This window comes from Allobacillus sp. SKP2-8 (genome assembly GCF_007559355.1).
Lineage (GTDB): Bacteria > Bacillota > Bacilli > Bacillales > Alkalibacillaceae > Allobacillus > Allobacillus halotolerans.
The window spans coordinates 16361-42748 of sequence record NZ_VMHF01000001.1; the positions used below are offsets into that span (position 1 = coordinate 16361).

Annotated in this window: 27 protein-coding genes, 3 tRNA genes and 1 pseudogene; 16 read left to right on the top strand and 15 right to left on the bottom strand. The window is 37.9% G+C overall.

Annotation, left to right across the window (positions count from 1 at the left end; translation table 11 throughout):
* Positions 1 to 13: 13 nt before the first annotated feature.
* The 7 genes from FPQ10_RS00095 to FPQ10_RS00120 all read left to right on the top strand — a co-directional run bounded on the left by FPQ10_RS00095 (position 14) and on the right by FPQ10_RS00120 (position 6087).
* Positions 14 to 90, top strand: a tRNA-Ile gene (locus FPQ10_RS00095).
* Positions 91 to 100: 10 nt separating this feature from the next.
* A tRNA-Ser gene (locus FPQ10_RS00100) sits at positions 101 to 193 on the top strand.
* A gap of 178 nt (positions 194 to 371) precedes the next feature.
* Positions 372 to 1766 (top strand): DHA2 family efflux MFS transporter permease subunit, encoded by a 1395-nt coding sequence (locus FPQ10_RS00105; RefSeq protein ID WP_144158374.1) that lies wholly within the window; start codon positions 372 to 374, stop codon positions 1764 to 1766.
* A 298-nt stretch (positions 1767 to 2064) separates the two neighbouring features.
* Complete coding sequence (locus FPQ10_RS00110) at positions 2065 to 3405, top strand: cytochrome ubiquinol oxidase subunit I (RefSeq protein WP_144158396.1); 1341 nt, start codon at positions 2065 to 2067, stop codon at positions 3403 to 3405.
* Entirely contained in the window at positions 3402 to 4415 is a 1014-nt protein-coding gene (locus tag FPQ10_RS00115) for a cytochrome d ubiquinol oxidase subunit II (protein ID WP_144158399.1), read from the top strand. The genes FPQ10_RS00110 and FPQ10_RS00115 overlap by 4 nt, the downstream gene beginning before the upstream one ends.
* A gap of 14 nt (positions 4416 to 4429) precedes the next feature.
* Entirely contained in the window at positions 4430 to 4540 is a 111-nt protein-coding gene (gene cydS / locus FPQ10_RS13555; RefSeq protein WP_377849089.1) for a cytochrome bd oxidase small subunit CydS family protein, read from the top strand.
* Between the two features lie 356 nt (positions 4541 to 4896).
* Positions 4897 to 6087 carry an IS256 family transposase gene (locus tag FPQ10_RS00120; protein WP_144158402.1) on the top strand — a complete coding sequence of 397 codons (1191 nt, stop codon included), beginning with the start codon at positions 4897 to 4899 and terminating at the stop codon, positions 6085 to 6087.
* Between the two features lie 199 nt (positions 6088 to 6286).
* Here FPQ10_RS00120 and cydC read toward each other — a convergent pair whose 3' ends face one another.
* Both cydC and cydD read right to left on the bottom strand, forming a co-directional pair.
* Positions 6287 to 7987 (bottom strand): thiol reductant ABC exporter subunit CydC, encoded by a 1701-nt coding sequence (gene cydC / locus FPQ10_RS00125; RefSeq protein WP_144158405.1) that lies wholly within the window; start codon positions 7985 to 7987, stop codon positions 6287 to 6289.
* Positions 7984 to 9711 carry a thiol reductant ABC exporter subunit CydD gene (cydD, locus tag FPQ10_RS00130; RefSeq protein ID WP_144158408.1) on the bottom strand — a complete coding sequence of 576 codons (1728 nt, stop codon included), beginning with the start codon at positions 9709 to 9711 and terminating at the stop codon, positions 7984 to 7986. The genes cydC and cydD overlap by 4 nt, the downstream gene beginning before the upstream one ends.
* Before the next feature lie 204 nt (positions 9712 to 9915).
* Here cydD and FPQ10_RS00135 point away from each other — a divergent pair, with 204 nt between their 5' ends.
* The 3 genes from FPQ10_RS00135 to FPQ10_RS00145 all read left to right on the top strand — a co-directional run bounded on the left by FPQ10_RS00135 (position 9916) and on the right by FPQ10_RS00145 (position 14132).
* Entirely contained in the window at positions 9916 to 10524 is a 609-nt protein-coding gene (locus FPQ10_RS00135) for a superoxide dismutase (protein WP_144158411.1), read from the top strand.
* A gap of 200 nt (positions 10525 to 10724) precedes the next feature.
* Entirely contained in the window at positions 10725 to 11930 is a 1206-nt protein-coding gene (locus tag FPQ10_RS00140) for an MFS transporter (RefSeq protein ID WP_144158414.1), read from the top strand.
* Positions 11931 to 12017: 87 nt separating this feature from the next.
* Positions 12018 to 14132 carry a peptidoglycan D,D-transpeptidase FtsI family protein gene (locus tag FPQ10_RS00145; RefSeq protein WP_144158417.1) on the top strand — a complete coding sequence of 705 codons (2115 nt, stop codon included), beginning with the start codon at positions 12018 to 12020 and terminating at the stop codon, positions 14130 to 14132.
* A gap of 171 nt (positions 14133 to 14303) precedes the next feature.
* On the opposite strand, the gene FPQ10_RS00150 is transcribed toward FPQ10_RS00145, so the two are convergent.
* Positions 14304 to 14891 carry a 5-formyltetrahydrofolate cyclo-ligase gene (locus FPQ10_RS00150; RefSeq protein ID WP_144158420.1) on the bottom strand — a complete coding sequence of 196 codons (588 nt, stop codon included), beginning with the start codon at positions 14889 to 14891 and terminating at the stop codon, positions 14304 to 14306.
* An 874-nt stretch (positions 14892 to 15765) separates the two neighbouring features.
* Complete coding sequence (rpmG, locus tag FPQ10_RS00155) at positions 15766 to 15915, bottom strand: 50S ribosomal protein L33 (RefSeq protein ID WP_144087458.1); 150 nt, start codon at positions 15913 to 15915, stop codon at positions 15766 to 15768.
* Between the two features lie 162 nt (positions 15916 to 16077).
* Between rpmG and FPQ10_RS00160 the strand changes: the two genes are divergently transcribed.
* The 5 genes from FPQ10_RS00160 (at position 16078) to FPQ10_RS00180 (ending at position 20624) form a co-directional block, all read left to right on the top strand.
* Positions 16078 to 16317, top strand: a complete 240-nt coding sequence (locus FPQ10_RS00160; RefSeq protein WP_144158423.1) for a hypothetical protein — start codon at positions 16078 to 16080, stop codon at positions 16315 to 16317.
* Positions 16318 to 16331: 14 nt separating this feature from the next.
* Complete coding sequence (locus tag FPQ10_RS13245) at positions 16332 to 16820, top strand: hypothetical protein (RefSeq protein WP_246569045.1); 489 nt, start codon at positions 16332 to 16334, stop codon at positions 16818 to 16820.
* A gap of 22 nt (positions 16821 to 16842) precedes the next feature.
* Positions 16843 to 18384 (top strand): rhomboid family protein, encoded by a 1542-nt coding sequence (locus FPQ10_RS00170; RefSeq protein WP_144158426.1) that lies wholly within the window; start codon positions 16843 to 16845, stop codon positions 18382 to 18384.
* Between the two features lie 36 nt (positions 18385 to 18420).
* Positions 18421 to 18612, top strand: coding sequence for a YqgQ family protein (locus tag FPQ10_RS00175; protein ID WP_144158429.1), 192 nt, complete (start codon positions 18421 to 18423; stop codon positions 18610 to 18612).
* 125 nt (positions 18613 to 18737) lie between these two features.
* Positions 18738 to 20624, top strand: a complete 1887-nt coding sequence (locus tag FPQ10_RS00180) for an LTA synthase family protein (RefSeq protein ID WP_144158432.1) — start codon at positions 18738 to 18740, stop codon at positions 20622 to 20624.
* Between the two features lie 306 nt (positions 20625 to 20930).
* Here FPQ10_RS00180 and FPQ10_RS00185 read toward each other — a convergent pair whose 3' ends face one another.
* Positions 20931 to 21104, bottom strand: a complete 174-nt coding sequence (locus FPQ10_RS00185; protein WP_144158435.1) for a DUF2759 domain-containing protein — start codon at positions 21102 to 21104, stop codon at positions 20931 to 20933.
* 159 nt (positions 21105 to 21263) lie between these two features.
* On the opposite strand from FPQ10_RS00185, the gene FPQ10_RS00190 reads away from it, so the two are divergent.
* A complete protein-coding gene (locus tag FPQ10_RS00190; RefSeq protein WP_144158438.1) occupies positions 21264 to 21887 on the top strand; it encodes an MBL fold metallo-hydrolase in 624 nt (207 codons plus the stop codon).
* A gap of 111 nt (positions 21888 to 21998) precedes the next feature.
* Here the strand turns inward: FPQ10_RS00190 and FPQ10_RS00195 are convergent, their stop codons facing one another.
* The 10 genes and pseudogenes from FPQ10_RS00195 to comGA all read right to left on the bottom strand — a co-directional run bounded on the left by FPQ10_RS00195 (position 21999) and on the right by comGA (position 26365).
* The gene (locus tag FPQ10_RS00195; protein ID WP_144158441.1) at positions 21999 to 22241 is read right to left on the bottom strand and encodes a DUF2626 domain-containing protein; all 243 of its coding nucleotides are present in this window, start codon (positions 22239 to 22241) and stop codon (positions 21999 to 22001) included.
* Positions 22242 to 22332: 91 nt separating this feature from the next.
* Positions 22333 to 22404 (bottom strand) — tRNA-Gln (locus FPQ10_RS00200).
* A 12-nt stretch (positions 22405 to 22416) separates the two neighbouring features.
* The gene (locus FPQ10_RS00205) at positions 22417 to 22824 is read right to left on the bottom strand and encodes a hypothetical protein (protein WP_144158444.1); all 408 of its coding nucleotides are present in this window, start codon (positions 22822 to 22824) and stop codon (positions 22417 to 22419) included.
* Positions 22772 to 23152 carry a ComGF family competence protein gene (locus FPQ10_RS00210; RefSeq protein ID WP_186278519.1) on the bottom strand — a complete coding sequence of 127 codons (381 nt, stop codon included), beginning with the start codon at positions 23150 to 23152 and terminating at the stop codon, positions 22772 to 22774. Before FPQ10_RS00210 ends, FPQ10_RS00205 begins: the two co-directional genes overlap by 53 nt.
* A 12-nt stretch (positions 23153 to 23164) precedes the next feature.
* Positions 23165 to 23221: pseudogene (locus tag FPQ10_RS13460) on the bottom strand (hypothetical protein); the annotation flags it as partial.
* Positions 23199 to 23471, bottom strand: a complete 273-nt coding sequence (locus tag FPQ10_RS00215) for a hypothetical protein (protein WP_144158449.1) — start codon at positions 23469 to 23471, stop codon at positions 23199 to 23201. The pseudogene FPQ10_RS13460 and the gene FPQ10_RS00215, both read right to left, overlap by 23 nt.
* 46 nt (positions 23472 to 23517) lie before the next feature.
* Positions 23518 to 24009 carry a competence type IV pilus minor pilin ComGD gene (gene comGD, locus FPQ10_RS00220; protein ID WP_216686552.1) on the bottom strand — a complete coding sequence of 164 codons (492 nt, stop codon included), beginning with the start codon at positions 24007 to 24009 and terminating at the stop codon, positions 23518 to 23520.
* The gene (gene comGC, locus FPQ10_RS00225; protein ID WP_144158455.1) at positions 23999 to 24325 is read right to left on the bottom strand and encodes a competence type IV pilus major pilin ComGC; all 327 of its coding nucleotides are present in this window, start codon (positions 24323 to 24325) and stop codon (positions 23999 to 24001) included. Before comGC ends, comGD begins: the two co-directional genes overlap by 11 nt.
* 20 nt (positions 24326 to 24345) lie before the next feature.
* Complete coding sequence (locus FPQ10_RS00230) at positions 24346 to 25389, bottom strand: type II secretion system F family protein (RefSeq protein WP_144158458.1); 1044 nt, start codon at positions 25387 to 25389, stop codon at positions 24346 to 24348.
* Positions 25307 to 26365 carry a competence type IV pilus ATPase ComGA gene (comGA, locus tag FPQ10_RS00235; RefSeq protein ID WP_144158461.1) on the bottom strand — a complete coding sequence of 353 codons (1059 nt, stop codon included), beginning with the start codon at positions 26363 to 26365 and terminating at the stop codon, positions 25307 to 25309. The genes FPQ10_RS00230 and comGA overlap by 83 nt, the downstream gene beginning before the upstream one ends.
* Positions 26366 to 26388 lie beyond the last annotated feature (23 nt).

Genomic DNA, 26388 nt, shown 5'->3' on the forward strand with positions numbered 1-26388 from the left:
CATTAAATACTTAGGACCCTTAGCTCAGCTGGTTAGAGCTATCGGCTCATAACCGATCGGTCGCAGGTTCGAGTCCTGCAGGGTCCACCATTTACTCTTTGGAGGAGTACCCAAGTTCGGCTGAAGGGAGCGGTCTTGAAAACCGCCAGGGGCTTTGCGGCCCGCGGGGGTTCGAATCCCTCCTCCTCCGCCATACATAAAACAAAAACTCTAAAAGTCAGATGACTTTTAGAGTTTTTGTTTTTTAACATGAATATGAGCTATTATGCGAGGAAATTTTATAAATAATATTATTAATCATATCTATTTATTTCGGGTTACTAAGTTGTTATACTAATATTTAATTTGTGAAGATAGAAGGAAGGTCCACCATGACAGATGAAGAAAGAAGTAAAATAAAAAAAGTTCCTTTGATGATCGCATTATTATCTGGAGCTTTTGTAGCAATTTTAAATCAAACGTTACTAGGTACGGCGTTACCCTATATAATGAGGGACTTAGAGATTGAAGCGGATTTAGGTCAATGGCTTCAATCCATTTTCATGCTCGTTAATGGGATTATGATTCCTGTTACTGCTTTTTTGATTGAACGATTTACAACACGCGGACTCTTTTTGTCGGCAATGGGTCTTTTTGCGTTTGGGTCCTTATTATGTGCAATTGCACCGAGTTTTGAAATTCTCCTTGTCGGCCGAGTATTTCAGGCTTCGGGCGCTGGAATTATCATGCCGTTGATGCAAACCATACTCTTTTTAATTTTCCCGATTGATAAACGAGGAAAAGCGATGGGGTATTTTGGTCTAATCATTGCTTTTGCACCAGCAATTGGACCGACATTATCCGGTTACCTTGTTGAAAATCATCATTGGAGTATTTTGTTTTATATTGTCTTACCAATCGCGATCTTCGATATGATTGTTGCTTACTTTATTTTAAAAAACATAACAAAACAAACATACCCATCCGTTCATATACCATCAATTATTTTGTCTACACTTGGATTCGGCGGATTACTTTATGGCTTCAGTGTAGCAGGAGATGCTGGTTGGTTAGCGACAGAAACCATTATTTCAATAGTAGTGGGTTCAATCACTTTATTCTTTTTCATTCGTTTACAATTACGAATGGAAACGCCAATTTTACAGTTTCGAATTTTTAAATTTAAAACCTTTACGATTGCGACAGCGATTGGTATGGTTTCGTTTATGTCAATGATAGGCGGAGCGATCATACTACCAATCTTTATGCAAGATATGCTAGGCTTCTCACCGTTGGAATCAGGCCTCATGTTGATGCCTGGAGCAATTTTAATGGGACTCATGAATCCTGTGACAGGAACGTTATTCGACAAGTTTGGGCCGCGTTGGTTGTTAATCATTGGTTCGCTAGGCCTCTTTCTCACAACGTTGTTGTTTACAAATCTAGATGAGTCCACGTCGTTTTTATATTTAACTGTATCTAACACATTGCGGATGCTTTCCATCGCGATGATTATGATGCCTTCAACAACAGCTGGGCTGAATGTTTTACCTGAAAAATACTTGCCACATGGTACGGCAATGAATAATACGTTCCGCCAAATATCAGGCGCGGTTGGAACAGCTTTGCTCGTTTCTGTCATGACACACCAGATTACACCGAATGCTGGAGTCGCCGGTGAAATTAATGGTGTAGTTGTATCCTTCTACGTAGCAGCCATAATCTCTCTCATTGGTTTTGTTTTGTCGCTATTTATCAATAATCGTCCTGATCATGCAACATTGTAGATATCTAACAGGCCTCTATGAGTATTTCACTCTTAAGAGGTCTGTTTTTGTTTTGTTCATTCAACAAAGGTTTGTTTTAATGTTATTGAGGAAATGTCAAGAATATCAAGACAGTTTCCATCATTTTAATAGATTCAAAATACATAAAATGTAATTATTATTTGTTTCAGCAAAATGAGATTCATTCACAAATAGTACATAATAAAGCCATATAACCTTCATAGATATAAGCTTTAGTCAAGAACAGATAGGGTATAATAGTAATTGATACATGATATTACTTCATGGGGGGAGAAACATGTTATTTGATGATCCGGTATTTGGAAGTCGAATGCTTACCATGTTGACGCTAAGCTTTCATATTATCTTTGCGACGATTGGTGTTGGCGTACCTTTAATGATTATGATTGCACAGTGGATCGGCATAAAACGAAATGACCCTCATTATCTATTAATGGCAAGAAGATGGGCCAAAGGATTTGTTGTAACTGTAGCTGTAGGTGTAGTTACAGGAACGGCGATTGGCTTGCAATTAAGTCTTCTTTGGCCAAGGTTCATGGAATTAGCCGGGCATGTGATTGCCTTACCTTTATTCATGGAAGTATTCGCTTTTTTCTTCGAAGCAATATTCTTAGGTATATATCTATATACTTGGGATCGCTTTGAAAATCCTAAAAAACATTTATTATTACTCGTTCCAGTTGCTATAGGAGCTGCAATGTCGGCATTCTTTATAACAACGGTCAATGCGTTTATGAACATGCCAGAAGGGTTTGAAATTGTTAATGGACAGTTAACAAGCGTGAATCCATTGATGGCAATGTTCAACCTTGCAACTTGGACAAAAGTGACGCACGTTGTCGCTACGGCGTTCATGACTTCAGCATTTATTTTGGCTTCAATCGCTGCCTTTCACTTATTGCGTGGTTCGAAACAAACATATCATAAAAAAGGCTTGCACTTGACGATGAAAGTTGGTTTAGTATTTGCAATTGCATCAGCATTACTCGGAGACTTTTCTGGTAAGTACTTGGCAGAGCACCAACCAGAAAAGTTAGCTGCAGCAGAATGGCACTTTGAAACAGAAACAGAAGCACCACTCATATATATGGGCATATTGGATGACGATCAAAACGTCCGCTATGCGCTTGAAATACCATATGCGCTAAGTATTTTAGCGTTTAATAATCCATCTGCTGAAGTGATAGGGTTAAATGAATTCCCGGAAGAAGAGCAACCACCTTTGTTCATTCACTATTTCTTCGACATTATGATTACGATTGGCTCATTGATGATTTTCTTAGGGTTGATTTATGTAATAGGAACACGTTACAACTGGAATTGGATCCGACAAAAATGGTTTCGATTTTGTATTTTGCTAGGTGGCCCTTTATCTATGATAGCGATCGAATCAGGATGGTGGCTAGCTGAATTTGGAAGACAGCCATGGATCTTAAGAGGTTTTATGACGGTAGACCAAGCGGCAACACAAAGTGATCATGTCGGATTGATGTTCGTATTGTTTGCGATTCTGTACCTAGTACTAGGTATCGGTGTCGTCGTTGTGCTCACGCGTATGTTTAAACAAAACCCAGTAGAAAAAGATCTAGCATCATTACAAGGTGGTGAGGGTCGATGAGCTATGAGATTTTAGGAATGGCTGTTTTATGGACATTTTTATTTGGATATGTGATGATCGCCTCCATAGATTTCGGTGCAGGGTTCTTTAATGCTTACAGTAAATTAACCGGAAAAGAGCATATTTTAACAAAAGTTATTCAGCGATATCTCTCGCCTGTGTGGGAAATCACGAATGTTTTTCTAGTGTTTTTCTTCGTAGGCATTGTCGGGTTTTTCCCATCAACTGCCTATTATTATGGAAGTGTTTTGTTAGTTCCAGTCAGTATCGCATTGATCTTACTAGCAATACGCGGTTCTTATTATGCTTTTGAAACCTATGGACCGACAGGACATAATGGATATGCATTTATGTACGGCGTGTCAGGTTTACTTTTTCCGGCATCTCTTTCTGTCGTATTCGCTATTTCAGAAGGAGGATTTATTGAAATAACTGAATCTGGACCTGTCTTAGACTATTGGTCATTATTTACGAGTCCGTTGACGTGGAGTATCGTCGTTTTGGCCGTAGTTGCTGTATTGTATATTTCAGCCGTCTTCCTAACGTGGTATGCAGATAAAGCAGGAGACGCCAATGCAACCAACTTAATGCGAAAATACGCTTTAATTTGGGCTGTGCCTTTGATTGTTACTGCTGGTGGGATTATATACGAATTACGCTGGCATAATCCAGATCATTTAGAATTGATCATTGACTTATGGTGGATGTTTGCCATTTCGTTTATATTCTTTATAGGTTCTGTATATTTTCTTATCAAAAAGAAAAATTATGGCTGGTCAGTAACGCTGTTATTCGGACAGTTCGCGTTTGCTTTTTACGCATACGGCATCTCGAAGTATCCGTATTTGCTTTATCCTCATTTAACAGTAAATGACGGATTTACGAACGATACGATGGCGATCGCATTGATCACAGTATTCATTCTAGGCTTTGTAATGCTCGTGCCGTCATTGTATTTAGTTTTCAGGTTATTCTTATTCGACAAGAGATATGTTCAAGGCGATAAATAGTTGAGGTGAATGATATGGAAGAACTACTAATTATCTATGCACCACCAATTGTGTTGATCGGATCGATTTTCTTAGCCTTTTGGGTCGCATCAAAAGAGAGTCCTTCTTTATATGAGGATGAATAATGATCATATATAACAGATGAATAAGATAAAGGAAAATGCAAACACCCCAGTCAGGTTGGCAGCGCGACAATCCTAACTGGGGTGTTTGTCTATTCGGGGGTAGCATACTTTCTTCTTGCTCTACCCTCGATTTGAGTGCGTTTATTCGGGGGTAGCGCACTTTTTTTATGCTCTACCCCCGATTTGAGTGTGTCTATTCGGGGGTAGCGCACTTTTTTTATGGTCTATCCCGGATTTGAGTGCGTCTATTCGATGACGTACAATAGTTTGTGTAAAACTCTTGAAGACAAAAAAAGAGGTAGGGTATCCTCAGAGTAAACAACGAAATCAACTCATGAAAGGAGAGGCCCTACCTCATGTCTACAAGTATAGGACAAAACAACCTCGAAAATCAATTGGACGAATTAGTCCGCTCTTTCGTCCAGGAGAAGCTGGAAACAATCATGAAGGAAGAAATGAATCAATTCTTCGAAGAGAATCCAGAGCTAAAAAACTATAAGAACGGCAGTTACGGTCGTCAATTGGACACGAAATACGGGCGCATCGAAAATCTACAGGTACCGCGCGATCGAGAAAATGCATTTCAGACTGAAGTATTCCAACCCTATCAGCGTTATGAACGGTGGCTGGGAGAAACAATCATCACGATGTATCAGAAAGGCATGAGTACGCGTGAAATCGGAAATTTCCTCGAGCGTATTCTCGGTCACGCTTACGCCCCAGGCACCATCAGTAACATCACCGATGTGTTGATGGAAGATATCCGTGCCTGGCAGGAGCGTCCTCTTCAGAAAAGATATGCCGTTCTTTATCTCGATGGCACCTATCTGAAGTTGCGCCGGGATGATGTAGCGAACGAAGTCGTATACGTCGTCATTGGTGTCACGGAAGACGGCTATCGTGAGATTCTCGGCTTCTATGTCGGTGGCCAGGAAAGTTCCCTCGGCTGGGAGGAAGTTCTCTCCGATATCTACCGTCGTGGCTGTGAAGAAGTGCTTCTCGGTATTTTCGACGGTCTTCCAGGCCTGGAAGAAGCGATGAAAGCTATCTATCCGAAAGCTGATGTGCAACGTTGTGTCGTTCACAAAGTACGGAACACGCTGAACAAAGTTCGACAGAAGGATCGTTCAGCGATCAGTGAAGACATGAAAGCTATCTATCAATCTAAAAGTAATGAAGAAGCTGAAAAACAGCTTGGTGCCTTCTGTGAAAACTGGCAGAAGAAATATCCGAAGATCACCAAGTCCTGGAGGGAGGACTTCAACGTCCTGACGACGTTCCTGAACTACCCTTCCTCTATCCGTCCACTGATTTACACGACAAACATCATCGAGCGCACCATGAAGGAATTCAAGAAACGTCTAAAAACGATGAACAGCCTTCCTTCCGAAGAAGCAGTGGAAAAGGTGATTTATATGGTTTCAGATGAATGCAACACCAAATGGTCTACACGCAAACTCAGTGGGTTCAAAATCGCAGGTCCTGAACTGCGCGACATGTTTGAGGACCGTTATGGATCTCAGACCGAAAGTGAGGAGGGAAAATAACCCTCCAAAGGATCACCCTACTTTTTTACACAAACTTATTGACGGTACCGTCTATTCGGGGGTAGCATACTTTTTTCATGCTCTACTCCGGATTTGAGTGCGTCAATTCGGGGGTAGCGCACTTTTTTCATGCTCTACCCCCGATTTGAGCGCGTCTATTTGGGGGTAGAGCACCAAACCGTTTGGCTACCGATTGTACTTATAGCAAGACAGAGTCTTCAATCTGCTTCATTTGGTAAAACTCACCTTTACGCTTCATTAACTCTTCATATGTTCCTGATTCAACAATTTTACCTTCTTGTAAAACGATGATTTGGTCCATGTCTTCTAAGTTAGTTAATTCATGTGTAATCAATAGCATGGTTTTATCTTCTGTTTCATTCCACAGTTGTCGGTAGATATTATCTTTATTTTTCGTATCTAAACTTGAAGTCGGTTCATCTAGCAACCAAAGCTCAGCCTCTGGCTTCAATAGTGTTCTAGCAACTGCTAGTCGTTGTTTTTCTCCTCCGGATAAATTACTGCCCTTTTCTAATACAAGCGAATCGAGATCCAAATAAGATAGGTTCACTCGTTCGAGGACCTTAACCATATCGACATCTGTACGAGTTGAATCAGCAAATAGATTATCACGAACAGTCCCGTAAAAGAAATGGCTTTCTTGTAAGATTACATTTGAATGCTTCCATAATGAGCTAGGTTCAAGCTTGTCAATCGGTTCGTTATTCCATAGTATGCGTCCATCTTGTGTAGATTCGATACCGAGAACTAGATCAATAATCGTTGATTTACCTGAACCACTAGGCCCTACAATAGCTGTTTTACTGCCTCTATTTAAAATAAAGCTTACATCAAGTAGAGCAGGTGATAGGGCATTGGGATAACTGAAAGTCAGCTGTTCCATTTGTAATGAACCAAGAGAGGACACTGTTGTTTTCATATCTTCATGACCTGTTGGTTTCACTTCACTTAAACGTTCACTAACTTCCTGACTGTTTGCTAGATGAATCGGCAAGGCACTTAACACTTCACTGTTTTCAAACAGTGTGATCGATAGCAATAAAAATACAGCTAAATAAATCCCGTTCAAGTCACCATCTGATACAAAATAGGCACCTGCTGCCAACACAAGCCAAATGATAAAATAGCCGACCCATGTGTAAATGGTTTGATTAAGCCTTTCTTTCCTTTTTTGATTGAAAGATGATTGTTCATATTGATCGCTCGCTTTGATCAATGCGTTTTTCTGTGTTTTTTCGCGTTGAAAAATTTTCAACTCTTTGTATCCGAAAAAGTATTCGCCTGCATCGTTAGACAATGTAGTTCTATCCATACGCACCGTTGACTTGGTTTTCATCAGCCACCAATAAAAGAGGGTGGGCAAGACTAGAATTTGTAGTATAAACCCAATAAACAAAATCGCAGCAACCCAAAATGAAAAAAAGGATGCAAAGAAAATCGTCGTCAAGAAAATAAAAAAGAGTAATATCGGTGGATATAAGACCCGTAAGAAATAGGTTTGTAACGATTCAATATCACCCACCATGCGCGAGAGCAAGTCACCGGATTGATATTTTTGCATGAGGGTTGAGAATGACTGATCCAGCCTTCGATAAAATGTTTTGCGGATATGACCGAGAACAGTAAAACTTGCACGGTGTGAATAATAACGTTCGCCATAGCGACTAAACGCTCTTGTCACTCCGAGCAATTTGACAATTGCAATTACTACAGTTAATGCTGTAAGCGGTACGCCAATTGCGGCTTTGGATAGTAAATAACCACTCGCTGAAAACAAACCAATCGCTGCCATACCAGCAATGAATCCAAACAATACAGAAAGAAGAACATCTTTTTTTTCTTTCAAAATTTCGTTAATTACAACACGTAGATTTGTCATTCCATGTTCTCCTTTCTTATTGGTGTAATTAAGCTCTGATAGAACTCATTGGAATGTTCCAACTCTTTATGTGTACCATCTGCTGCAATTTTTCCTTCTTCCATAATCCAAATGCGGTCACTGGATTGGATTGTTTTTATTCGATGTGCGATTGTAATGACTGTCATTTTTTCAGTTAACTTCTCCAAGGTATTTTGGATGACTTTTTCCGTTTTCAGATCAAGTCCAGTTGTTGGTTCATCGAATAATAAAATCGAAGGTTGTTTAACTAAAATTCGCGCAAGTGCTAACCGTTGTTTTTCACCGCCCGATAGACCTCGTCCACCTTCACCGATCGTTGTATGGATGCCGTGTTCTAATGTAGATACGAGGGTATCGAGTTTCACTTGATTTAATACGCTCCATATTTCCTGGTCACTGACGAACTTGTCTGTTCCGAGAGAGATATTTTCTGCAATCGTTCCGGCAAATATATAAGGATTCTGCGATAGATATCCCAGTTGACGAAACCAAGAAGATGAATCGACATCAGACTTTGAATAGCCATCTAAATAGATCGTCCCTGACTGTGGTTCCATCAAACCAGCCAACAGATGGAATAAGGTCGTTTTTCCCGATCCACTTTCACCGATCAAAGCTATTTTTTCATACGGATCAATATGAAGATTGATTGGGCCAAGCATGAAACCGTCATTTGGATATTGCATGTCAACATTATTTAATTGGATGGAGGATGGAGAGCTTGTCTGCAACTTATGGGTTCCCCAGCTGACATCATTTGCATCGGTGGAAATCTCTTCATTTATTTTTTTAATAGCAGTTAAACTTTCCCGACCGGAATGGAAAGCGCTGCTTAACTCCTTCAAAAATACATAAAATTCTGGAGCCAACAAAAGAACGAAAAAGGCTGTATGGAATGTAATGGAATCGAATATAATCATACGGAAAGATACTTCCAAAGCAATAAGTCCCATGCTTAACATGGATATTAACTCCATCATAAACGCTGAGGCGAATGCGACTTTTAAAACATCCATCGTGGCATCGCGAAATCCCAACGTGCTCGTTTCGATCTTTGATTCGGATTGTTTAGCCTTACCGAATAACTTTAATGTTTTCAATCCTTGGAGCGTATCGAGAAATTGCGCTGAAAATGCATTCATTTGTTCAATTTGCTCTTCTGACTTATCCCTCGTTTTCATACCAATGATCGCCATAAATAAAGGAATAAAAGGCGCGGTAAATAAAATGATTAATCCAGATGGATAGTTAAAATAGAAAATGACCCCAAGGAGGATGATGGGAATGGTCGATGCTTGAATGACTTTAGGCAAGTATTCACTAAAATAAGGATCGATCTCATCCACTGTATCCAGCATCAGGCCAATTTTTTTGCCAGATTGGTCTTCGTTAGTTGGTGTTAGAGATTTGGTTGAAAAATGGTCCAATAATCGGTTCCTGATTTTTTTCTTAGCCTGAAATCCGAGCTTCAGACTGACTGAACCAATGAAATGAATAAAAAGTGCGCGACCAAGCAGGAGGATGAATAGGAGTGAAAGTAATGTCACGACAGATTCGAATGGTTGGTTTTCCAGAAAAATTGTATGAATGATTTCAACGATTAAATAAGCTTGGAAGACAATGATCGCACCTAGCAGAATACTGAATAATAAAATCCACATCAGTTTATTTTTTTGTTCGCGGATGATTTGTTTTACATTCATTACGGATCGAATCTCCCTAAACGTTTGTTTAATTCTATTTTATCATGAGATAAAGGCTGAATCGCTAATAAAGAATGACAAGGATTTAACATTTTAGGCAATGCATAAAACTTGCAGGAAGCTCTAAGCCTTGATACCCTTAATGGTGGAGGGAAATTCATTGTGATTTCCATGGATTAAATTATTTGAAGGAGGAATTTCATCATGGCTTTTGAATTACCAGAATTACCATACGCATATGATGCACTAGAGCCACACATCGACAAAGAAACAATGAACATTCACCACACGAAGCACCATAACACCTATGTGACGAAATTAAATGCTGCCTTAGAGGGGCATTCTGACCTTCAAGACAAATCATTGGATGAGTTATTAAAAGATCTTAACTCTCTACCAAGTGATATTCAAACAGCAGTAAGAAACAATGGTGGTGGACATGCGAACCACTCACTATTCTGGACAGTTCTATCCCCAAATGGTGGAGGAGAACCAAGTGGCGAATTAGCTGATAAGATCAACGAAAAATTCGGTAGCTTTTCAGCATTCCAAGATGAATTCGCAAATGCTGCAGCAGGTCGTTTCGGTTCTGGCTGGGCATGGTTAATTGTAAATAATGGAGAATTAGAAATTACTTCTACACCAAACCAAGATACACCAGTAATGGAAGGTAAAACACCGATCCTTGGCTTGGATGTTTGGGAGCATGCTTACTACTTGAATTATCAAAACCGTCGTCCAGATTACATTAAAGCATTCTGGAACGTTGTGAACTGGGATGAAGTAAGCAAGCGTTATGAAGACGCTAAATAAAATAAAAAAATGACCATGTTTCATAAGCTCTCTTCAAAGCACTTTGCTGCTTTGGAGAGAGCTTTTTTGATGGAGTAAATATGGTTATACAATTTAATTGTTAGCTTGATGTACCGAATTTTATACAGTTGTAGAACAATATTGAACGTGCATAACTGATTTCCTCTTGTTTAGACTAATGACTGAAAAGAGGGAGCTACATGAAACTTCGACATCGAGATGACGTAACTGAATACGAAAGAAAAAACTTATTTTATCTACTGACGATCTCAGCGTTATACACACTCGGTTTAAACATGTCCAATATCTTCGTAAATATTTTCCTGTGGAAACAATCCCATGACATTCAATTGCTTGCACTGTTTAATATATCCATTTATTTAACGCAACTGCTCATATTTATCATTGCAGGCAAATGGGTAAAACGTTTTGATCGGGTCATTATTCTACGTGTCGGAATAATACTTATCTCACTGTTTTTCATTGGTCTCTTATCCTTAGGAAGTCATGCTTTATCCGTTTATATGCTTCTCGGTGCCGTACTTGGGGCAGGCTATGGTTTTTATTTGTTGGCATTTAGTGTGTTGACATTTGAAGTAACCGAACCACATACACGCGATTATTTTAATAGCACCATGGGGACACTGCAATCAATCGCCTGGATGATCGGACCGTTATTTGCAGGCTATTTAATTACCGTATTGTCAGGTTACAAAGGCTATATAACGATATTCTTCTTATCATTTGTGCTGTTCATCTTGGCTGTAATTACTAGTATATTCCTTGAGCGTAGACGAACGAGTGGGCAATATATTATCAAAAGAGCGTTACAAGAACGGAAAGAAAACCCGGATTGGTATCGATTGATGAATGCACACTTTCTACAAGGTATGCGAGACGGTGTGTTTTTGTTTGCAGTCGGTCTATGGGTATTCATGATCACTGACCGAGAAATGACAATTGGAATCTATAATTTCATTTACGCAGGTGGATCGCTTTTGGTATATCAGTTATTGAATCGCTGGTTGAAACCGTCTAAACGGAAAACATTCATTCTAATTGGTTCTGTAGCGTTATACGGTGCTGTTGTTTGGATTATTTATGCAAATACAGCGGTAGATCTTTATCTGTACGGATTGATCATTGGTTTATCATTTCCGTTATTTTTCGCTCCGTTTATGTCCATTTCTTATGATGTGATCGGTAAGGCGAGGAATGCAAGAGACTACCGGGTTGAATATGTTGTTTTTAAAGAAATTGTTTTAAATTTTGGCAGGGTTATCTCTCTTGTTCTATTTTGGGTCGGACTACAATTTTTCCCTGAGACTCAATGGCTGCGTTATTCGTTGTTGATTTTTGGTTTGGGTTATCTATTTGCTATGCTTCAAATTAGAAAAATCGACTAAGTGTCAGAACTTCTTCATGAAAATGAGCAAATTTGATGATATAATGAAGCATGTCAAATTACTTCGTTTTAAGGGAGAGCTCAAACGATGGGGAAGAATAAGAAGCAAAAATCACATTTGCCTCTTCGATTAAATATATTGTTTTTTATCATTTTTCTATTGTTTTCCGGTTTGATTTTACAACTCGGGGTCGTACAAATCTTATTTGGCATGGATGCACAAGAAGAACTCGACCGAACAGAGCGAGTAACTTCTGCTACCCCAGTGCCTAGAGGGAAGATGTATGATCGTAACGGTGAACTCGTCGTTGACAACAAGGCGGAGTTCGCTATTACATACACTCCAAAAAAGCATGTTCAACCGGAAGACAATGTAGAAATTGCTGAAAAATTAACAGAATATATTCAAATGGATACGGATTCAGTAACCAAGCGAAACAAGCAAGATTACTGGATCATCAAAAATATACAAGAGGCCTATGAACGATTAACAGATGAAGAAAAAGAACTAAGTGATCAAGATCAATATTATGTGATGCTAGAAAATATCACGGATGATGAATTAGAAAGTTTTACTGAAAAAGAACTGGAAGTAATGGCCATTAAGCGTGAATTGGACAAAGCTTATGAGCTGACACCACATATTATTCAATACGATGACATTACTGTCGAAGAGTATATGGTGATTGGCGAAAACTTGCATAATTTACCAGGAATCAATGTCACCACGGATTGGGAACGTGATTATTTATTTGAAGGTACTTTTGCGAATTATCTGGGAAGAATTACGAGTCAACAACAAGGGATTCCGCAAACTGACGAACAATACTTCCTTGCAAGAAACTATAGTCGGAATGACCGTGTAGGCAGAAGTGGAATTGAAAAAGAGTATGAGCTTTATTTAAATGGTAATAAAGAAATCAAAGAACATATTACGGACTCAAGTGGTACTGTGATTGATTCAAATATAATTCGTGAAGGACAAAGAGGAAAAGACCTGATCCTTTCGGTTGATATGGAACTCCAACAGCGATTGGATAAAATTGTACAAGAAGAAGTCAAGACAGCCGTTCAGAAACATCCAGGAAAAAACAGATGGTTTAGACATGCTGTCGCTGTTTTGATGAATCCAAAAACGGGGGAAGTTTTGGCTACATCAGGACAACAATATAATCCTTCTGAAAAAGGAGAAGATGAGTTTACTGATGTATCTCATAAAGTTCTTTATGACACGTATTTACCTGGTTCCACGGTAAAGGGTGCTACAGTGTTGGCAGGTCTTGATTCAGGAGAGATCCGTCCGGGAGAAGTTATTGTTGACCGTCCGCTTGAGATAAAAGGTTCTGATAAGAAAAGTTCTTGGACAAGATTAGGACCTGTAAATGATATCGATGCGATCAAGCGTTCATCCAACGTCTATATGTTCTTCATAGCAATGCAAATGGGTGGGGAAAATAATTACCAACCAGGGAAAGCCATTAACTATAACTCGAAAGCTTATACGGAAATGAGAAATTATTTTCAGCAATTCGGCTTAGGTGCCAAAACAGGAATTGATTTTCCTTATGAAGAAAATATGGAAGCCTCCCCTCCAACCGGTTACGGTAGAGCTGCTCAATTTCTAGATATGGCAATAGGTCAGTATGAGAACTATACAGCTATACAGTTGGCGCAATATATTTCAACCATTGCGAACGACGGCTATCGGATGAAGCCATATCTCGTCAAACAGATTCATAATTCATCAAAAGGGGATCAACTCGGCCCACTTTATAAAGTTAACGAACCGACGATTCTGAATAAGATAGAAATGAAAGACACCTACTTAAACAGAGTCCAAGAAGGGATGCGACAAGCCTTTCAAGAAAGTGGAGGGACAGGGTACAGGTATTTCGCTGATGCTGAGTATAACCCAGCCGGTAAGACGGGAACTGCAGAAGCTTTTTACTGGGACAATGAAACCAAAACCTTGCATACGGATGTCAACAATTACAATCTTGTTGGTTATGCGCCTTTTGATGAACCAGAAGTAGCGTTTGCCGTCATGGCACCTTATTTAGGGACGGGTGATTATCCGGTTCATCATAGAATTGGAAGAAGAGCGTTAGACACTTATTTCGAGTTAAAAGAAGAACGTCTAAAAGGTTCAAGTGAAGACGAATCAGGAGAAGAGTCAGAAGAAGATCAATCTGAAGATGAGTAATAAAATATGTTTCTATGAATATCATCATCATTTAAAAAATCTAAAACGTTAAAAATACGTGCTACCTCTGTTGAACGTTTCAATCAACAGGTAGCACGTTTTTTAAATACGATCTCTCGGTTGTGTTCTTTCATTAAGCGATGATGACTTTTTCTAATGGCATATTCGAGTTTAAGAGCCTTTTTTACGTTCGATTTCGCAGTGAATCATCCGATCTTCAGTGATAATGAAATCAACCGGGATATCATATTCATCAAATGGAACGTACTGGACGAGTTGCTCTTCCATTGCTAAAGAAACAGTTATATTCGGATAATCAACTAAATAACGGTCGTAGTAACCGCCACCGTACCCGACACGATAGCCCTTTGGGTCAAATAGTAAACCAGGAACGATGATGAGATCAATAAAGTCTTTATCAATTAATTTTTCCCGATGATCTTTTGGCTCATATAAGTCCAGATATACATTTTCTAATTCATTTTTATTGGTGTATAAATAAAAATCCATGTGGTTTCCTTGTTTTGGAAAGCATTTTGGAATGGCCACTTGTTTTCCTGATTTCCAAGCTGCTTTAATGATTTCTTCGACATTCAGTTCGATATTTCGAGGTATGGTTAATGCGACTGTATCAGCTTCTTGCCACCAATTCGTTTCCAACAAATGTACCATCATGCTATTGAGACAATCGTCTTTATCTTGGCGAGGAATGTGGTGAAGCAATCGCTTACTGAGTGTACGATAGACATGTTTTGACATCTAGCACCGATCCTTTACTTTATTGTAGAATGTTTATGTTTAGCATATCACGGATAACGGTTGTTACGAATTTATTTTAAGTGTTCCTATAAAGAAAGGATTAAATACTCACAGCAATTTATTTTATATTCATGAATTGAGTGAGTCTATTCGGGGATAGCACACTTTTTTTATGCACTACCCCTGATTTGAGTGCGTCTATTAGGGGATAGCACACTTTTTTTCAGCTCTACCTCCGATTTGATTGCGTCTATTAGGGGATAGCACACTTTTTTTATGCACTACCCCTGATTTGAGTGCGTCTATTCGGGGGTAGCGCACTTTTTTTCAGCTCTACCCCTGATTTGAGCGCGTCTATTCAGGGGGAGCATGCTTTTTTTCAGCTCTACCCCCGATTTGAGCGTGTCTATTAGGGGATAGCACACTTTTTTTCAGCTCTACCCCCGATTTGAGCGCGTCTATTCAGGGATGGCGTACTTTTTTCATGCACTACCCCTGATTTGAGCGCGTCTATTCGGGGGTAGAGCGCTTTTTTTCAGCTCTATCGCCAATTTGAGCTCACATCATCGTAAGGGTGTTGCTTGTTTCTTACCGTATCTTATCTTTTGGTATAAAAAATTAGTCTATTGTTGTTCTTTTTATTAAAGATTTTATAATGAATGCTTTCTACAGTTCCTACAGGGAATTATTCAGGGGCTTGGTAATTCTGACCGATTTCAACGTTCGCGAAATCAATGTATTTCTTTTTTGGCATAATTAATCGCTTCAATAGGAAGTAGACAGAGGAGCCGATTATACATCAAGTATTGACGGGTTGATGAGATTTATTCAAGTAATAAAATATAAAAAAAACAGCAGGCAGGAACCTACTGTTTTACTTTGTTTCACGATGTAGCGTATGTTTTTTCAAACGCGGGCTATATTTTTTCAATTCAAGGCGCTCAGGGTTCGTACGCTTGTTTTTTGTCGTGATATAGTTACGATCACCTGTTTCTGTGCACGCTAGTGTAATTTGTTCACGCATCATGATTCCTCCATTCTGCACTTATCATTTTGACTTCATTATCATACCAAAGAACAATTCGAGTTTCAAGCATTGAAATAGAACTGTTACAATTTTAGTGCCTCGTTAAATGAATTTGTGATAAACTAGAGTTTAGGATTTTTTACAAATGGGGTGAATGTATTGATCATCGCATTAATCAGTGTGAGTACTATAGGAATCGTATTATTTATCTTATCTTTTTTCATGACCGATCAACTTAAAGAAATAGAATACCAAGTCGAACAAATACGAATTTCCTCTTTACAAGATCGTTATTTAATCAATAATAAAATGAAGGTTCTAGAAGAAGAGTTATTGTCAGAGCCGCTTGATGTACGTGATTATCAAAAAGATTCTAACACTAGTCATTGGAAAAGCTAAAGGGTGAAAGCAAATTGAAACGAATCGTAATGGCCTATTCTGTTGGTCTGTTGACTGCAACCTTCATCTTTGCAATTGTTTATTGGTTTCAAGAAGATTCAAGCCAGGCAACAGAGTCTTCGAATGTTCCGGAAGAAGCGATACAGACATATATTGAGGAGCAAGAACTCAAGTTAGTTCCTCAGGTTGAATATACTGAATTGGTGAATCAAAATCAGAAATTAACGGATCGACTGAATGAGTTACAAAAAGAGGATAGCCTAACAGATGAGTCGGCATCTTCAAATGATCAAGGTACTGTTGATTATATTTTGGAAATTGAACAAGGGATGAATTCATCTGACATTGCTGAACTTTTGGAAAAAAATGAAGTGATTGTTGGCACAGAGCCATTGATTGATTATTTGGCTGAGCACGATTTAAGTCAAACGATTCAATTAGGTTCTTATGAAGTTGATTCAACAATGAGCATTGAGGAAATTGCACATTTAATCACACGTTGATGCCTCTTGAGGAGCTGTTAAATTGTATATAACTGAGCGATATACACTTTTAAGAACAGTTGAATATTTAGTAAACCAGGAACAGTTCAATCTAATTCAAATCATGCCTAATCAAAAGGAATATTTGCTGGAAAAGACTGAAAAGGGTTCGACACATATTGTCACTATAAGTCACCAGACATTTGATTGGGCAAAGCAACTTGAGCGGGATATCCAAGGAAAGTCAGAATCATTTTTCAGGCAAAATCCACCACGTGGCCGAAATAAATACTATCTTCATTTCGTTTATATTAGCGACCTTTTACCTGTTGATCATTGGGAACATCTATTGGAAGATCGGAAGTTGAAAAAGAATAAACGATTTTCTTCATCTGTTTATTTATTTAGTGAGGAGTACAAACAACAGGAATTCAACCGATTATTAAGCCGGATGGGAAGAGATCCATCAACTTTGTTTGATAAGCTCCCGACAATCGAGGAACAAGAATCATACACGCACTATATCGAACAACAGCTCTATTCGACCTATAAGCAACAGCAGCGTGAAATTAAAGAAACATTCCACTATGGGAAGCCAAAATGGATATTTATACTAATTGCGCTTAATTTATTTATATTTATGTATATGGAATCCGTTGGAAGCTCCACCAATACAAAAGACCTAATTGACTTTGGAGCGAAATACAACCCCGCAATCGTTGAGGGAGAATGGTGGCGCATATTCACATCCATGTTCCTTCATATAGGTGCAATGCATCTGTTCATGAACATGATGGCTTTATATTTTTTGGGGGAAGCGGTTGAACGTATATTTGGAAGTAAACGATTTTTGTTTATTTATCTCTTTGCAGGACTATTTGGCGGAGTTGCAAGTTTCGCAACGAATGATGCAATAGCGGCAGGTGCCTCTGGTGCAATCTTTGGGTTGTTTGGTGCGTTATTATTTTTTGGTGTACATTATAAACGTTTATTCTTTCAGACGATGGGCTCCAGTTTGTTTATCGTGCTCGGGATAAACTTAGTTTTTGGATTTACGATTCCCCAAATAGATAATGGCGCACATTTGGGTGGTTTAATTGGTGGCTTCATTGCCTCACAAATTGTTCATTTACCGTACAAAAAAGCAATCGTAAAGCAATTCGCTGCAACTTTAATATATGTAGTAATTATTGCAGGTTTGGTTGTATACGGAGTAAACCGAGCAGATAGTCTTGACAATCCACATACATTTTCTGCAACCGCTCAAGAACTAATTTCTGAAGGTTCATATGATGAAACTATAGAGTTAGTGAATGATGAATTAGAACGAGGAAGAGAAGAGGCGTATCTATACTTTTACCGAGGTATCGCTTATTTCGAAAAAAGTGAAATAGATTTAGCAGAAGATGATTTTCATACGGCTGTTGAAATCGATCGAGATTTTGCGGAGGCTTTTTTTAATTTAGCGGTTGTTCACTTACGATTGATGGAGGCAGAGGAAGCACTGAAATACGCTGAGAAGGCCATTGAATTACAACCGGATAACAAAGAATTTGAAGAGTTTTATCAAAAATTAAAACAATAATATAATGTTAAGTTGAATAAAATTGTAGGTGGAAATATGGAGACATTTCTTGATGTACTTCAATTACTAAAAAAATATGGGGTTTTTATTTACATTGGTGATCGATTAGCTGAATTTAATTTGATGGAGCAAGAAATCAATGAATTGTATCAAAATAAACTGATCTCCAATGAGGAATATATGCGTGCGCTTTTGATTATCAAAAAGGAACGTAGGAAATATAGTTAAAAAGCCCCGTTTGTTTAAATCAGATAACGGAAACAATAAATACGATATGATTTGAAACTTTTAATCTAATAACTCGTCTTATTTATATAGGGAGTTATATCGAGATAAAAGTAAGGAGACTTCACATGAGTAAAATAAAACATATACCATTATTTATTATCGCAGCAATACTCTTAGGAGTAAAAACATATATCGTCTACCGCTTTTATTTTAATCTTTCAATTGAATCCATTTTTCAAGAAACTATTCTAATCATAAATGCATTGGCAATCAGTGCGTTCATCCTGTTTCTTGCTGTATGGATGAAACCTAAAAGCCAAAAGCGATACATTAAATATACTGTACTAATCATGAGTTTAATTGTTTTTGCGAATTTGCTGTATTACCGAAATTTCACTGATTTCGTAACGATTCCAACTTTGTTCCAAGTTAACAACGCGGGAGACTTGGGATCAAGTGTATTTTCTTTGTTTCATTTAACGGACATATTATTATTTCTAGATGTATTTCTCATTTTCTATTTTGCTAAACGGGATACCTTCCCTGTAAAGGAATATTCAGGTCTGTTCAAACGAAAGCTAATTGTCGTCTCATTGGCAGCTTTAGCACTTAATTTGACACTCGCTGAAATTGAAAGACCAATGTTATTCAAACGTGGCTTTGACCGAGAATATTTAGTGAAAAACGTAGGGGTCTTTGCTTTTCATGCGTATGATATGGTTCTAACGGCATCCACTCAATCAAAACGATTATTTGCTGATGGATCAGAAATGAACGACATTGAAGAATATGTCGATCAAGAAATCCGTTCAACAAACCAAGTAACCTCAACAGATATGAAAGGGATTGCTGAAGACAAAAATATTATCTACATTGCTGCAGAATCATTACAGTCTTTCGTGATTAATAAGGAATTGAACGGAGAGGAAATCACTCCATTCCTGAACGACTTAGTCGAAGACAGCTATTATTTTGATAATTTTTATCATCAAACATTATTAGGAAAGACATCTGATCATGAATTCATTTTAGATAACAGCTTATATCCTTTGCCAAACAGTGCTGTATATTTTACGCATGCACAAAACGAATTTCATTCCTTACCTAAAATAATCAAAGAAAAAGCATACTCATCTTACTCGATGCATGCGAATAACGGAAGCTTTTGGAATCGTAACACCATGTATGAAACAATGGGTTATGATAAATTTTTCGACCAAGAATCGTATGAAGTTAAAGATGAACATTCCTTCGGATGGGGATTGGAAGATAAAGAGTTCTTCAGACAGTCAGTTGATCTAATGAAAGATTTAGAAGAACCTTATTATTTGAAAATGATCTCATTAACAAATCATTTCCCGTTTGATCTACCTGAAGAAAAAGCAAGCATTGACAAATTTGATTCTAATTCAACGACACTAAACCAGTATTTTCAAACCGTTCGTTATTTCGATGAGTCTCTGGAAGTATTGTTCAATGAGCTTAAGGACGCCGGCATGTATGAAGATTCAATCATCGTTATTATGGGGGATCACTATGGAATCAGTTCATACCATAATAAAGCGATGGCTCAGTTTCTCGGAAAAGAAGAAATTACACCATATGACGAGGTTCAATTAGAGAGAGTACCTTTATTCATTCATATTCCCGGAAATGAAGATAATCAAATCATTTCAAAAGTCACCGGGCAAATCGACTTTAAACCGACTATTTTAAATATGTTGGACATCGAGAACCAAAATGACATTGTTTTTGGTAATGATTTATTTTCTGATGAACGAAAGGGCTTCATCGCTATGCGAGATGGTACAGTGGTCGGTGAAGAGTATATTTATACGAGTGATACATGTTATGAACGTTCTAGCGGTGATATAGCAGACGAAAGCGCATGTACAGATATACAAGAACAAGCCATGCAAGAATTAACGTATTCTGATGAGATTATTTATGGCGATTTATTCCGATTCTACAACTTTGATAAAGGTGAAATTATCGAAGAAGAAGAGGATTAGGTATAAAAGACACTGCAATTTATCGCAGATGTCACCTTATGCCCTGCAGGTTGCAAGCTGAAGTGTATCGTGAAGTACCATTGAAGCAGAAACCCGAGCGATTTATGAACAATTAAATCGCTCGGGTTTTTATTTCTTCTGTAAAACCTTTAATCTGTCTCCTTATGTTAATAATCTTGTTTTAACGCCATTGAATCTCAATCCATATAAAAAGGGACAAATCATTACGATTTGTCCCTTTTGACTTAGATATAAGTACTTGTTTGTCTCTTTAAGTAAAGAGTACCATAATCAACTGAAAATTGATTAGGACACTTTGGATGAGATCTCAGAAATGAGTGTCATAATTGAGAACCAACCAAATAAAAGAGTAGTTGCACCTGCAAAAAATACAGCTAAGAAATTGCGGTTTTTAATTGAGCGTAACGTACCAAAAATACATACAATTGCAACGAGTAGAAATATAATTGCCAATACCATTTTATAGTCCTCCTTGAATGCCATAGTTCCTATTGTTATGATAACATAGTCCATTAAGATAAAAATATACGTATTCACAAGCTAAAACCTATTTTATAAGAAAAAGACTATCCTGTCGAGTATTTTCACCAAAAATACATATATCAAGGAGGAGAAAATATGAATATCCATTTATTTCAACTGGGTTTATTGGGAACCAATTGTTATTTGTTACAAAAAGATGGTGAAGCATTAGTCATCGATCCGGGTGGGGATCCTCAAACAGTCCTACAGAAGATGCAGGAGAACAACTTAAAATTACAAGCCATTCTTTTGACTCATGCCCACTTTGACCATATCGGTGGGGTTGAAACATTACGCGAAAAAACAGAAGCTCCTGTGTACTTACACGAAAAGGAATCTTCATGGTTAACGGATCCCTCTTTGAATGGTTCTGAGTTTTTTCAAGTCGGTACAATTTCCACTTCGCAATCAGCTGACTATTCAATTAAACCAGGGCACCACAAAATTGGAAGCTTTACATTCGAGGTGTTTCATACACCAGGTCATTCACCTGGGAGTGTGTCTTTTTGGTTTGAAGAAAAGGATGTTTTATTTGCCGGAGATACGTTATTCCGACAAGGGATCGGGAGAACAGATTTGCCATTCGGTGATCATGAAACATTAATTCAATCAATCCAAGAACATATACTTTCACTACCGGAAGAAACAACTGTTTATCCGGGTCATGGACCTGCTACACAAGTAGGAGAGGAAAAAAGAACCAATTCATTTTTAATTTAAAGTTTAGTTGGACAAAAAAAGATGGCAAGCAATAAATTATTGCTTGCCATCTTTTTTCATTTAGCAGATTTAATCTGCTTTCGTCCAAGTTAGTCTCTGTTTTCTTTTGATTTAAGAAGCAAATCCAGGTTCTAAAAGGAAGGTTACATAGTATGTGAAACCTATCATAAAGACTGTTAAGTAAGCACCAAAGATATACATATAAAGACGCTCAGATAGGTTTAAGTAACCAATTCCCAAGAAGAAGACCGTTTGTGCTAAGAATAATAGAGACATGTTGATCATGTCACCAACATAGAACATGACGGCGAATATACCCGTCCAAAATGCTATTCCGCGAAAAACGCGATCCATGTCTATTCCTCCTTCTCATAGGAACTCGTCAGACATATTATATACGAAGCAATGTTTATTGTAAATGAATAAATTATGACGGAAAAACAAACTGGGCTGCCAGGATTCGAACCTGGGGGTGACGAGACCAAAACCCGTTGCCTTACCGCTTGGCTACAGCCCAATGGATACAACACTATTGTGACCGGATTCCGTCACTTTTATTCATCAACGTCGTATGTTTATATGTCGTTCCTCGTGATGTTTCTACAATCAATTGTACTTGATAAGTAGATGAAGATTCAAGTGTATAATGAGTAGTAACATGACCATCGTGATACTGAAAATATAAAGTTCCCTCGGATTCTGAAGTAAGATCGAGAATTTCTTGGAGATCATGTTGAGCTATTTGCATGAACTGTTGAATTTTGTGCTGTTCTTGAATCAGCAGTAAATTTTCTGTTTGTATATGCTGTAGACTAAGATGGTGTAAAAGAATGGTAGTAACGATTAACAGGATAGTTAATAAGTATACAAAAACAAATCCTTGTTCATTCTTGCTTAATGGTTTTAATAGGAAATGAATAATATTTCGTATACGCATGGCCACGATCCCTTTCACCTGTCAGTAAGAATAAGTGACTACCTACTCTTTTAGCCGAAAAATCCTTTACATCTTGTAGAATAACTTCATGCCCACTATTGTTCACTCTTCGACGAATGGTATTAAAATATAATTCGTAACGATTTACTGTATCGTCGGCTAAATGAAATTGTATAGCTTGGTCTTCAAGGGAAACGAACTGTGCCTGGCTGAATTCGTTCATCAAATAAAAATGGAATTGTCGCCATTCGTAATCCGTCTTATAAGACGGACTCTCGATCTGTTGCACGGCGATCAATAACGGAAGAATAAGAGATGTGATCAGCATAAGGATCGTCAAAGCAATTAAGGTGGACAGTAATGTGAAACCTTGATTATTCTTTATATATTGGCACATATAGACACATACTTTCTTCGTTGTTCTGTTGGTTCAACCATGTGAAGCATCCGAATTGTTTATTCTCAAGATGTTCCGTGCTCCAATTGAATTCGTACCCTTCGATTGTCACTATTTCTCCTGCGACTTCGCTACCGATTGATTGAGTAACGTACCTTGATAAATGCTCTTCAGCGACCATGGCTTGTTGTAACGATTGATTATGATTCATCGCATGGTATATAACTGGCAATAAAAAAATAATAAACATGACAAGACATCCAAAAGCTAACAAAAAGTCAATTAGAAGAAATCCTTTAGATGATTGAGTTAATTCGTTGCATGCTTGTTTTATTTTTCTCAATTTTAAACTGTCCTTTTCCAAAGCTGAATGTTATTTTGAATCTATAATCCTTAAAAATAATTTGAAAACTCCCGGGATTTGATAAGTTTCCTCGTGAAGTAAACGTAAGAGGATTTTTAAAGTTATTGAGCTTGACTTGAATGTCTTCTCGATATTTTCTCTCAATCAATGGTTGGGCAAAGGAAGCATGACGAATGGAATACATATGATTGGAAGGGTCGAAATACAATTGGGGCATAATTTGTTTGGTCATTGTATATTGTTGTAAATAAAAAAGGTCATTTTCAAATGTTTCCAGAAATTGATCCACTGTGTCTTCAGAAGGTTGTCGATTTTGAACCGAAAGATAGAAATGAGAGAGGATCAAAACAATCGATAATACAACCAGTATTTCAATAAGTGTGAAGCCCTCTTGGTTGGATGGTCGATTGGCTTTAATTTCCACTTGAAGGCTCACTTACTTCTGTTACTTCTCCCGTCGTTTTGTTGATGGATAATGGAGAACCATTCGGACAAGAAGATTGTTCAATGTAAGCACTGTCGACAAGTTGGTCAATCGTCGGAAATTCTTGATTTTCCAGTTTATATAATTGGACTTGTGAAGAAACAATTTTTTTATATGCTTCACACCCTTTCTCATCCACGGTATCATTATGTTTTGTTAAATTGGGTACCGTAATTAAAATCAAAACAGATATAATCAATAATACAATAAGCATTTCGATTAGCGTGAAACCTTTTTGGTTCATTATATTTTTCATCATCAAGCTCCTTATCCTCGTTATAGTTGGTTAATCATTTGAAACATGGGAAACAAAGTGAATGAATAAATCAGTACAATCATCAATCCTAAAACAATGTAGATTGCAGGCTGTATAACCATCATGGCGTTTTTTAATTTTTCTTCCATTGAGTCGATCGCAAGGTTTGTATAGTTTTGAAGGTCTTTTGCTAATGTACCTTGTTCAGTGGAACGTTTGATCATTAACTTAAACTCCGATTCCAGGATGGGGAGGTCTTTAAAAGCGTTATATAGAGACATGCCTGTTTTCAAATTGTCTGCAAGTAATGAAGCGAAGTATTGGATGGAGGGCATATAGTCTTGCTCTTGAATGATCAGGATAGCTTCTTTAATAGTTTTTCCGCTTTGTAACAGTGAGGCTAATTGATAGGAAAGTTGTGCGGTTACGAGCATTTTGAAAATACCATGAAAAAGGGGCGTTTTTTCATATAATGCAATCTTTTTTTCAACATTAGATTGACGATGGAACTTATAAAGCAGCAGAGAAGCAATGATGCCACCAATTAAAAGGCTCAAGAATAGCGTTTGAGTTATTTGCAGAATTAGCTGGTATGTCGGTAATGAACCAACTGCCCCCATGCTCCGAAATGACCTTTCAAACATGGGGAGTAAAAACATATTCAGTGCGAATAACAAAATAATACAAACAGTCAACAAAAAAAGAGGATATCTAAGTAATTTTTTGAGTTTTGTTTGAAATTCTAATCTCATGGTCAGCAATCGATTCAAGTGGATGAGATGCTCACTTAAATTTCCAGATTCATTGGAGAAAAATAAAAAAGATACAACGATTGGCTGGAAGTCATGTTGTTTGAAACAATCTTTTAATGATGTTCCTTTTTCTAATGAACGAACAAACTGTTTTGCTAGGTGGCCGAGTTGGGGATCATAGGTCAAAAATTCCAGCGCTTGCTTCATGGAGTGATCTCGTTCTAGTAATTTAGCCATCCGATTTAAAAATGTCACTTGTGTGCTGAGATTTAGCTTTTTTGTTTGAACTGTATTGAACAATCCCTTCCGCATGAGCTCTCCTCCTTATTCGATCGAGGGAAAGGAAATCTTCATGGTTGATAGGAGAAATTCCTTCGATTGCCCGCTCTAAGGCTTGGCCCGAAAGCAATTCGGCAATCGCTGACCTTGAAGTAAGACCGTTCCCTTTATGTGTTGGTGATAGCTCAACAAGCTGCTGTGCAACAATGCCAATAATTGATTCACGTAAATCACTTGGAGGAATGCCCATCTGTTTTAATCTTGATAATGTGCCAAACGTGTCTCTTGCATGTAATGTAGATAAAACAAGATGACCAGTAAGAGCTGCTCTTATCGCAAATTTCGCTGTTTTTTCATCACGGATCTCACCGACCATAATAATGTCTGGGTCATGACGCAAGGCTGCTTTTAGTCCTACATCGTAATCAAATCCGGACTTTTCATTCACTTGAACTTGTAAAATTTTATCAACGGATTGTTCGATTGGATCTTCTAACGTGATCGATTGAAAGCCATATTCCTTTGTAGCTTGTTTTAGGAGTGCATACATTGTTGAGGATTTACCGCTTCCTGTAGGGCCTGTAAATAAAATGATTCCAGAAGAGACTTTCAACCATTTCATTAGTTGTTTAGCCTGTGATGGAAAAACGAACAACTCTTCAATATTCGGTTCGTATTGCTCCGGCAAAACACGAATTGCAAGGCTTTCTGTATCCTTTAAAGGAAGGGTGGATAATCGCAAAAAGTAAGTGTTCTCTTCTACCTGTAAAGAAAGGGTTCCATCTTGAGGTAAGCGATTTTCAGCAATGTCCATACCTGAACGAAACTTATAGTAACTTAATAATGATTGATATTGATTTCGAGGGATTTTTTTATAGAACCAGCGATAGCCATTGATTCTAAAATAGATATGACATTCATTTGAACCTGGGGAGAAGTGAATGTCCGTTGCTAAATAAATAGTAGCGTCCGTTAATAAAGCATTCGATATTACTTCTGGTTGCTTCACTAATGATAACCTCCTTATGAAAG

What these genes read in the sequence shown, in the direction of transcription:
- FPQ10_RS00105 (WP_144158374.1), top strand. Translation starts at nt 372, where the DNA reads ATGACAGATGAAGAAAGAAGTAAAATAAAAAAAGTTCCTTTGATGATC.
- FPQ10_RS00110 (WP_144158396.1), top strand. Translation starts at nt 2,065, where the DNA reads ATGTTATTTGATGATCCGGTATTTGGAAGTCGAATGCTTACCATGTTG.
- FPQ10_RS00115 (WP_144158399.1), top strand. Translation starts at nt 3,402, where the DNA reads ATGAGCTATGAGATTTTAGGAATGGCTGTTTTATGGACATTTTTATTT.
- cydS (WP_377849089.1), top strand. Translation starts at nt 4,430, where the DNA reads ATGGAAGAACTACTAATTATCTATGCACCACCAATTGTGTTGATCGGA.
- FPQ10_RS00120 (WP_144158402.1), top strand. Translation starts at nt 4,897, where the DNA reads ATGTCTACAAGTATAGGACAAAACAACCTCGAAAATCAATTGGACGAA.
- cydC (WP_144158405.1), bottom strand. Translation starts at nt 7,987, where the DNA reads ATGACAAATCTACGTGTTGTAATTAACGAAATTTTGAAAGAAAAAAAA.
- cydD (WP_144158408.1), bottom strand. Translation starts at nt 9,711, where the DNA reads ATGAATGTAAAACAAATCATCCGCGAACAAAAAAATAAACTGATGTGG.
- FPQ10_RS00135 (WP_144158411.1), top strand. Translation starts at nt 9,916, where the DNA reads ATGGCTTTTGAATTACCAGAATTACCATACGCATATGATGCACTAGAG.
- FPQ10_RS00140 (WP_144158414.1), top strand. Translation starts at nt 10,725, where the DNA reads ATGAAACTTCGACATCGAGATGACGTAACTGAATACGAAAGAAAAAAC.
- FPQ10_RS00145 (WP_144158417.1), top strand. Translation starts at nt 12,018, where the DNA reads ATGGGGAAGAATAAGAAGCAAAAATCACATTTGCCTCTTCGATTAAAT.
- FPQ10_RS00150 (WP_144158420.1), bottom strand. Translation starts at nt 14,891, where the DNA reads ATGTCAAAACATGTCTATCGTACACTCAGTAAGCGATTGCTTCACCAC.
- rpmG (WP_144087458.1), bottom strand. Translation starts at nt 15,915, where the DNA reads ATGCGTGAACAAATTACACTAGCGTGCACAGAAACAGGTGATCGTAAC.
- FPQ10_RS00175 (WP_144158429.1), top strand. Translation starts at nt 18,421, where the DNA reads ATGGAGACATTTCTTGATGTACTTCAATTACTAAAAAAATATGGGGTT.
- FPQ10_RS00180 (WP_144158432.1), top strand. Translation starts at nt 18,738, where the DNA reads ATGAGTAAAATAAAACATATACCATTATTTATTATCGCAGCAATACTC.
- FPQ10_RS00185 (WP_144158435.1), bottom strand. Translation starts at nt 21,104, where the DNA reads ATGGTATTGGCAATTATATTTCTACTCGTTGCAATTGTATGTATTTTT.
- FPQ10_RS00190 (WP_144158438.1), top strand. Translation starts at nt 21,264, where the DNA reads ATGAATATCCATTTATTTCAACTGGGTTTATTGGGAACCAATTGTTAT.
- FPQ10_RS00195 (WP_144158441.1), bottom strand. Translation starts at nt 22,241, where the DNA reads ATGGATCGCGTTTTTCGCGGAATAGCATTTTGGACGGGTATATTCGCC.
- FPQ10_RS00205 (WP_144158444.1), bottom strand. Translation starts at nt 22,824, where the DNA reads ATGCGTATACGAAATATTATTCATTTCCTATTAAAACCATTAAGCAAG.
- FPQ10_RS00210 (WP_186278519.1), bottom strand. Translation starts at nt 23,152, where the DNA reads ATGCTGATCACATCTCTTATTCTTCCGTTATTGATCGCCGTGCAACAG.
- FPQ10_RS00215 (WP_144158449.1), bottom strand. Translation starts at nt 23,471, where the DNA reads ATGTTTATTATTTTTTTATTGCCAGTTATATACCATGCGATGAATCAT.
- comGC (WP_144158455.1), bottom strand. Translation starts at nt 24,325, where the DNA reads ATGAAAAATATAATGAACCAAAAAGGTTTCACGCTAATCGAAATGCTT.
- FPQ10_RS00230 (WP_144158458.1), bottom strand. Translation starts at nt 25,389, where the DNA reads ATGCGGAAGGGATTGTTCAATACAGTTCAAACAAAAAAGCTAAATCTC.